The organism is Streptomyces sp. NPDC004732, assembly GCF_040609235.1.
In the GTDB taxonomy this organism is placed as follows: domain Bacteria; phylum Actinomycetota; class Actinomycetes; order Streptomycetales; family Streptomycetaceae; genus Streptomyces.
On the sequence record NZ_JBEXJR010000034.1, the window covers coordinates 1 to 7,060 of the forward strand.

9 protein-coding genes and 1 pseudogene are annotated in these 7,060 nt (G+C 73.6%); 1 reads left to right on the forward strand and 9 read right to left on the reverse strand.

What is annotated here, in order from left to right; translation table 11 throughout:
* Positions 1-486 precede the first annotated feature (486 nt).
* From ABZV77_RS42510 to ABZV77_RS42545, 8 genes are all read right to left on the reverse strand, one after another.
* The gene (locus ABZV77_RS42510; RefSeq protein ID WP_356268767.1) at positions 487-1,149 is read right to left on the reverse strand and encodes an aspartate/glutamate racemase family protein; all 663 of its coding nucleotides are present in this window, start codon (positions 1,147-1,149) and stop codon (positions 487-489) included.
* 47 nt (positions 1,150-1,196) lie between these two features.
* Positions 1,197-1,568 carry a GNAT family N-acetyltransferase gene (locus ABZV77_RS42515; protein ID WP_356268769.1) on the reverse strand — a complete coding sequence of 124 codons (372 nt, stop codon included), beginning with the start codon at positions 1,566-1,568 and terminating at the stop codon, positions 1,197-1,199.
* Positions 1,569-1,631: 63 nt separating this feature from the next.
* Positions 1,632-2,060, reverse strand: a complete 429-nt coding sequence (panD, locus tag ABZV77_RS42520) for an aspartate 1-decarboxylase (protein WP_356268754.1) — start codon at positions 2,058-2,060, stop codon at positions 1,632-1,634.
* A 64-nt stretch (positions 2,061-2,124) separates the two neighbouring features.
* Positions 2,125-2,775 carry a TIGR03086 family metal-binding protein gene (locus ABZV77_RS42525; protein ID WP_356268756.1) on the reverse strand — a complete coding sequence of 217 codons (651 nt, stop codon included), beginning with the start codon at positions 2,773-2,775 and terminating at the stop codon, positions 2,125-2,127.
* Positions 2,772-3,221: a hypothetical protein gene (locus ABZV77_RS42530; RefSeq protein ID WP_356268758.1), complete on the reverse strand. Its 450-nt coding sequence runs from the start codon at positions 3,219-3,221 to the stop codon at positions 2,772-2,774. Before ABZV77_RS42530 ends, ABZV77_RS42525 begins: the two co-directional genes overlap by 4 nt.
* Before the next feature lie 87 nt (positions 3,222-3,308).
* Complete coding sequence (locus ABZV77_RS42535; protein WP_356268760.1) at positions 3,309-3,953, reverse strand: TetR/AcrR family transcriptional regulator; 645 nt, start codon at positions 3,951-3,953, stop codon at positions 3,309-3,311.
* A complete protein-coding gene (locus ABZV77_RS42540; RefSeq protein WP_356268762.1) occupies positions 3,950-4,705 on the reverse strand; it encodes an aminoacyl-tRNA hydrolase in 756 nt (251 codons plus the stop codon). Before ABZV77_RS42540 ends, ABZV77_RS42535 begins: the two co-directional genes overlap by 4 nt.
* Positions 4,706-4,803: 98 nt before the next feature.
* A complete protein-coding gene (locus ABZV77_RS42545; protein ID WP_356268764.1) occupies positions 4,804-5,031 on the reverse strand; it encodes a hypothetical protein in 228 nt (75 codons plus the stop codon).
* A 195-nt stretch (positions 5,032-5,226) separates the two neighbouring features.
* Here ABZV77_RS42545 and ABZV77_RS42550 point away from each other — a divergent pair, with 195 nt between their 5' ends.
* A complete protein-coding gene (locus tag ABZV77_RS42550) occupies positions 5,227-6,690 on the forward strand; it encodes an FG-GAP-like repeat-containing protein (protein ID WP_356268765.1) in 1,464 nt (487 codons plus the stop codon).
* Positions 6,691-6,835: 145 nt separating this feature from the next.
* On the opposite strand, the pseudogene ABZV77_RS42555 reads toward ABZV77_RS42550, so the two are convergent.
* Positions 6,836-7,060, reverse strand: a pseudogene (locus ABZV77_RS42555) (transcriptional regulator); the annotation flags it as partial.

The following is a 7,060-nucleotide window of genomic DNA, read 5'->3' on the forward strand; positions in this document are numbered from 1 at the left end:
TATCCCCCCCCCCCCCCCCCAAAACCCCCCCCCCCCCAACCCCCCCCCCCCCCCCCCCCACCCCCTTTTTTTTCGCCCGGGGGGGGGGGCCCGGGGGGGGCGTGGGCCGGGTGGCCCACGCCCCGGCTTCAGCGCATCGGCCCGGGCTGCGGCTCGGGCGCGGGGTCGGGGCCCGGCTGGGGGATCGGGGACGGCGGATCCGGGCTGGGCCGGGGTTCCGGGCGCGGCACGGGGTCCGGGTCAGGGAAGGGCCTCTCCGGCTCCGGCGGCGGCACGGGGTCAGGGTCCGGGAAGGGCCTGACCGGCCCCGGGGTCGGTGCGGGATCGGGGAACGGTTGAGTCATTGCACTCCTCCAGCTGTGGTACGCCAGCGGTTCCTCCCCGCGTACCCGACGCCCCCGCGTCCAAGCCTTCCACGGTTCAGGGCGGCTTGCCCGTGGCGGACACCCGACGGCGGGGCCTCCCGTCGGGGCCTACCGTCGGGACCTACCGGGAGGCCAGCGCCGCCGCTGCCGCGAGCCCGGGCCGAGGGCTGGAGAGCACCGGTGCCCGAACCTCCGGAACCAGCGCTTCCGCCCCCGCCATGGAGGCCTGCGCCAGCACGATCGCGTCGGCGTCCCGCACCTCGCGCACCGCCCTGGCCACGCCCTCGGCATACCCGGCCAAGTCCCCCGCCTCGAACCGGGACCACACCTCTTCGACCACCACGGCCCGCACGGAAACGTCCCGCCCTGACCGCCGCGCCTCCTCCTCGACGAGCGCGGAGGTCGGCCCCACCGTGGACGCGACCGTGGCGAGGACGACGACCCGGGATCCCGCGGCGACGGCCGCGGCCGCCATGGGCCGGTCGACCCGGACCACCGGAACGCCCAACTCCGCCCCCACGGCCTCGGCGACGCCCCCGATGGTGGAACACGTACAGAGCACGGCACCGGCACCGTCTGCGCCCCGGCTCCCGTCCTCGCCCCCGGCAACCCGCACGAGGGCGGTCCGGACCGCGGGAGCGACCGCGTCCGGCCCTTCCCGCCGCGCCCGCGCGAGGAGTTCCGCCACCACGTGGTGGCGCAGTTCGAGCCCCGGGTGTTCGGCGTCCCGCAGGCCGTCGAAGACGGGCACGTGCACGGGTGAGGTGTGCAGCAGCCCCAGCACCGCACCGCGGCGCGCCCCGGGCCCCTCCCCCACGGCCCCTTGCCCCGTCACCACGTCGAGGGATCCGTCCGCACCTTGTCCCGCGCCGCCTCCATCAGCTCCTCGGAGACGGCCGGTGCCTGGTCGGGATGGCGTTCGGCCCACTTCACGACGTACGGACACAGCGGCGCGACGGCGAGACCTTCCCGCGCGGCGACGGCATACAGCTCAGCGGCGAGCGCACCCGCGACGCCCTTGCCCTCGTGGGCGGACGCCACTTCGGTGTGCACGGGGACGAGGGCGGCTTCGGGGTCGTCGAGCGCGAAGTAGTCGATGTGTCCGACGACTTCACCACTCCCGGAAGCCTCCGGGGCCTCGGAGACCTCGAAGGCCTCAAGAATCCCTCGGCCCCGGCTGTCGCGGATGTCGATTCCGTCCACCGCCATCACCCTCACCATCGTCTTCTCTCGCACGCGGCGCCGGCCCAGGTGCGGGAGGGACGGTCAGACGGCGGCCGGTCGGCTCTGCGGACTCCGCACCGTCTCCGGGTCCCCCGGCACGGCCTCCCCCGGGTCGTCCCCGAGGGCGACCACGCGGTTGGCCCCGTCGACATGCACGACCCGCGGCCGCAGCGCCCGCGCCTCGGCGTCCTCGACCTGGGCATAGCTGATGATGATCACCTTATCGCCGGGGTGGACGAGGTGCGCGGCCGCGCCGTTGATCCCGATGACGCCGCTGCCGCGCTCGCCCTCGATCGTGTACGTCTCCAGCCGGGCACCGTTGGTGACGTCGACGATGTGGACGAGCTCGCCGGGCAGCAGATCGGCGGCGTCGAGAAGGTCCGCGTCGATGGTGACGGACCCGACGTAGTGCAGGTCGGCCTGGGTCACCGTGGCACGGTGGATCTTGGATTTGAACATCGTACGCAACATGGCAGCACTCCGAAAAGTAGGCTCCCTGCCTGCGTTCTTGCAGGTCAAGGGCTCATCCCCGAGTTTACAACGTGTCGCATATCCGGGTAGGCGGTTGTCCGATGGTTCGGGGTGGCCAGTCGGGGCTCCGGCCGAGAAGGGTCAAGGTCTCCGTCAGGGGTGTCGCCTGCCCGGGCGTCGGCCGGACCGGCGCGAAGAAGGCTCCGGGCCCGCGCGTCTGCTCGTCGGTCGGCACCCGGCGCGCCACTTGCAGCGCCGACTCCCAGATGCTGTAAGGAAGTTGGACCTCCAGCCTGAGGCTGCGGGAGAGGTCCCAGGCGTGCACCGCGAGGTCGAGGAAGTGGAACGACACGGCCACCCGACCGGGAAGCGAACGGCCCAGTTCGGGCAGCACGAACTCCCGCTCCCCGCCGCCCGCTTCGGCGAACGGCTCGACGAGCGCGGCCACGGACTCCCCGTAGGCACGCGCCGGATCGGCGGCGATGTCCGGCACCCGCCAGTGCGCGGGCAGCTCACCCTCGCCCCGTGCGGCCGCCGCGAAGCCGTGGTTCTGCGCCGTCATGTGGCCGAGGAGATCGAGCAGGGTCCAGTCGGCGCAGGGGGTCGGCCGGTCCCAGGTCTCGTTGCCCTGGCTGGCGGCGGCGTCGGCAGCGGCACGTACGAGACGTAACGTCTCCAGCGCGGCGACACGGTCCAGCTCCACGAAGTTCGTCACGCGTCCTCCAGGCGAACGAGGCCCTGCGGCCAGGGGGTCGTACCGGTGAGCAGGGCGCGGGCCCGGTCCCACACGGTGTCCGGGGCGAAGTCCTCGGCCTCCCAGGCGGCGGCCCGCATCGTGCCGCGCCCCCGGTGGGCCCGGACGACCGCGATGTGGTCGGGGCGGCCCACGAACTCCTTGAGCGCGACCTCGTCGCGCCACACGCTCACCGAGCCCGAGCGTCTGCCCGCCACCTCGACCCACAGCCACATGCCGAGCGCGCCCGGGGTCCGGGGCCAGGTGCGGCGAAGGCGCAGGCCCGCGAGAGCGATCGCGCCCGCCTGCGGATGGGTCGTCGCGGTGAAGTCGGTGACGCTCACGACGACGGGGCACAGGGTCAGCGGTACGGGGCCGGAGCGCCAGCGGGTGCGCAGCAGCCGGGAGGTCACTGGTCGAGTGGTCATGAGGACGAGCATAAAACTAAACGACCGGTCGTGCTATTACTTTCCGCGACACGGGCGGATGCGAACGAAGATGAACGGCCGTACAAATCAGGGAATTTGGGGCACCAGCGCAGAATCCGTTGCCGTCGCACGCAGCCTGGCGGTGATGCCCGTCCGCGCCCGGTCGTACGGCAGTGTCTCGGCGGTCAGGAGCGAGTGCGCGTTGGCCGTCTCCATCAGCGCCACCAACTCGAAGGCCAGCTGCGCCGTATCGGTGTCGCCACGGAGTTCACCGCCTGCCCGCGCGTCCACCGCGCACCCCTCCACGCACGCCATCCACGTCGCCAGCGACTGCACGAGCGCGTCGTGTACCGGGCCCTGCCTGGCGTCGAACTCGGCCATCGCCGCGAAGAAGAAGCAGCCACCGGGAAACACCCGGCGCTGCGAATAGCCGAGCCAGCTCCCGCAGAGGCCCGCGAGCCGGGCCACTCCGGCGGGGATGCCGTCCAACGGCTCCAGCACCTCGTCGGCGAAGATCCTCTCCGCAGCCCGGACCGTGGCCAGTTGCAGCTCCTCCTTGGAGCCGAACAGCGCGAACACCCCGCTCTTGCTCAGCCCGAGCTCGGTCGCGAGCCGTCCCACCGACAGGGCTTCGAGTCCCTCGACGGAGGCGATGTCGACCGTCCAGCGCAGCACGAGGCGGCGGGTGCGGTTGCCCCGCTCGACCCGCCCGTCCGCCTTGGCGGAACTCATCGCCGCAGCGCCGGGTGGTCGGCCACGACCGTGCAGGAGCCCGGCGCGATCTCCGTGAAGCCCGCGTCGCGCACCACCGGAAGCCCGCTCGCGGTCAGCTCGCGCCAGTGCGCGGCGTCCGCGGTGCGCACGGCCAGCGGGAAGCCCGCCTCGCGCCACTCGGTGCGCTGCTCGTCGGTCAGCTCCCACCAGGCGAGCTGGGCGCCGTGCCCGGCCTGCGCCATCGCCTTGCCTGCCGACATGTCGACATCGGGGCTCATCCAGAGCACCGGCCGCGAGCGGTCGGCCTCGACGGGCGGCTCCGGGTCGTCCAGGTCCGTGCCCGACACCTGCAGCTTGGCCAGCTCCTTGGGCCAGCCGTCCAACGGCACCGGCGGGAAGACCCGCACCTCGGCCGACTTCCCGATGACCGTGATCCCCGGCAGCGCGGCGGCCTTGCGCCACTCGGCGCCGCGCGCCCTGCGCACCACCTTGCGGATGCGGGCGTCCTGCCAGTCGCGCATGGCCTGCGCCCACTCGCCCTCGTCCGCCCCCTCACCCAGGGACCGCTCGTCGCCGAGCATCACCAGAACCGCGCGGGCCGCGGTCTCCAGTGCGTCGGTACGGGCCGGGGGCGCCGTCTTCTCCAGGTGCACCACGAGCGGCAGCACGAACTGCGGGGCCTCGTCCCGCCAGACGTTCTCGTGCCGGAACGGGCTGTCGGGCTTGTGCTCGGGGTCGCCCGCCTGGGCGCTGGTGTCATTGCTGCTCACCCGCCCCAGTCTGCCAGCACGGCGGGCGCGTCCGGGAGGCTGCCGGTTCCGGGACGCACCCGCCGCGCGGACGCGCGGGCCTTCGCCGCCCTCTCCGATCACGTCGAAAGCAGCAGCACCCCGCCCGTCCCCGGGGCAGCGGGCGCCCCGGCTTCCGCGACCACGGCAACGGTGTGCGGGGCCGCGGCCGCTTCGGCTGCGGGCACGGCGACAGGGGCGGCGAGCGCGGCGGCGATGGCGAGGACGGCGGTGGCACGCAGGGTCCACTTCAGCACGGTGAGGCTCCAATCTCGGCGGGCGATGACGTACGTCCAGATCGTCGCCACCCGCCGGGAGCCCGGGCATCGTCCGCAGGTCGTGCCCGCATCCGCCCCGCGGGGGAGGCCCGGCCGAGGGCCCCCTCCTGACGACCGAGACCCCTCCCGACCTCGTACAACAACCTCTCCCGTCTCGTACAACCCTCCGGCCGCACCAAAGGTCATCTCTGAGCTCGCACACACATCCGTCCTGGAGGAACACCCATGCCCCGGCCCCGTCACCCCCACAAGCGTTCCCGGCGTTCCGCGGTCCTGGGTGCCACCGTCGTCGCGACGGTTCTGGCCGGTGGTCTGCTCATCGCCCTGCCCGGCGGCGCGAGTGCCGCCGGGTCGGGCCTCGCCGACGACTTCAACGGTGACGGGTACCGCGATCTGGCGACCGGCGCCCCGGGTGCCGTCGCGGGCGGGAAGGCGAAGGCGGGTGCCGTGGTCGTCATCTACGGCTCGTCCAGCGGCATCAGCGCCTCGCGCCACAAGGCCACATCGCAGAGCTCCTCCGGCGTGCCGGGCGCCTCGGAGGCCTCCGACCGGTTCGGCACCGAGCTCGCGCACGGCGACCTCAACAACGACGGCTACGGCGATCTCGTCGTCGGCACACCGCTGGAGAACGTCGGCGACGACGTCGACGGCGGCTCGGTCACGGTCCTTTGGGGCGGCTCGTCCGGCCTGTCGGGCGGCACGACGATCAGCGACCCGAACGCGTCCGGCCACGACCGGTTCGGCCAGTCCCTCGCGGTCGGCGACTTCACCGGCGACGGCAGGGCCGATCTGGCGGTCGGTTCCACCGGCAAGGACGTGTGGATCTTCAAGGGCGGCTTCACCAAGTCCGGCGGCGCGGCCGGGAAGCTGCTCCTCGACACACGGATCGGGTCGGGCGCGGCCCCCAACGGCGCGGTCCAGCTGGCCGCCGGGGACTTCGACGACGACGGGACGGACGACGTGGTGGTGGGGTCCGCCACGGGCAACTTCGTCTACCGGGGCGCCTCGACCGGGCCCACGCTGCAGACCGCCGTGGGCACGGGGTTCGCGGGCGCGCTCACCGTGGCCGACTTCGACCGTGACGGGCACGACGACCTGGTCGTGGGCAGCGACTTCGTCTCCGTCACGGATGCGACGGCCAAGGGCGGCTACGCCACCGTGTTCTACGGCGGCACGGCGGGCGTCGACACCGCGCGCAACGCCGTCTTCAGCCAGGCCACCGCGGGCGTACCGGGAGAGGACGAGTCCGACGACTCGTTCGGCGGCGCACTCGCCGCGGGCGACGTCGACGGCGACGGCTACCCGGACCTCGCCGTCGCTGCGAACTTCGAGACCATCGGCGCCGCGGCCCACGCGGGCAACGTCTGGGTGCTGCGGGGCGGCGCCTCCGGCCTGACGGCCACCGGCGCCCGGTCCTTCAACCAGGGCACGCCGGGTGTCCCTGGCGCCAACGAGTCGTCGGACCTGTTCGGCGACGCCGTCCACCTCGCCGACCACAACAAGGACGGCCGCGCCGACCTGTCGGTGGGCGCGGCCGGTGAGAACAGCGACGACGGCGCGATCTGGTCCCTGCGCGGCTCCCGTGAAGGCACCACGGCCACCGGCGCGGTGAGCTTCGGCGCGTCGTCCGTCGGCATCGGGGACCCGGGCAAGGACCCGATGTTCGGGGACGCCATGTCCGGCTCCTGAGCTCGGGCAACGCCCCCGAACAGTGCGCACGGCCTTCGCCTGCCGGGGGGGGGCGTTCGGGGTCCGCCATGGGCCAGGAGCAGAAGACGCGCCGCGTGTCGGTGATCGACGTCGCGCTTCCCCAGGTGGCGACGGGCTTTGGAATTCAGCGCATCGCACACGCCAGGGCATCGGGGTCACTGAGGAGGGTGACGGCGTCCCGGAGGCCGGTGCAGCGGGCGAGTCCGGTGAGCGCGGTCCGCCCCCAGCCCGGCCCCGACGGCAAAACGAGGGCCCGCCTGCGGGCTCCCGCGGGCCCCCACTCCATGGCCGCCACCCGCCGGGCAACCCCCTCACCCGCCGTGCCACGGGCCTGCGACCAGAGCACAAC

Excerpts from the sequence above, each read along its gene's own strand:
- ABZV77_RS42530 (WP_356268758.1), bottom strand. The coding sequence starts at position 3,221 with ATGACCACTCGACCAGTGACCTCCCGGCTGCTGCGCACCCGCTGGCGC.
- ABZV77_RS42535 (WP_356268760.1), bottom strand. The coding sequence starts at position 3,953 with ATGAGTTCCGCCAAGGCGGACGGGCGGGTCGAGCGGGGCAACCGCACC.
- ABZV77_RS42550 (WP_356268765.1), top strand. The coding sequence starts at position 5,227 with ATGCCCCGGCCCCGTCACCCCCACAAGCGTTCCCGGCGTTCCGCGGTC.
- panD (WP_356268754.1), bottom strand. The coding sequence starts at position 2,060 with ATGTTGCGTACGATGTTCAAATCCAAGATCCACCGTGCCACGGTGACC.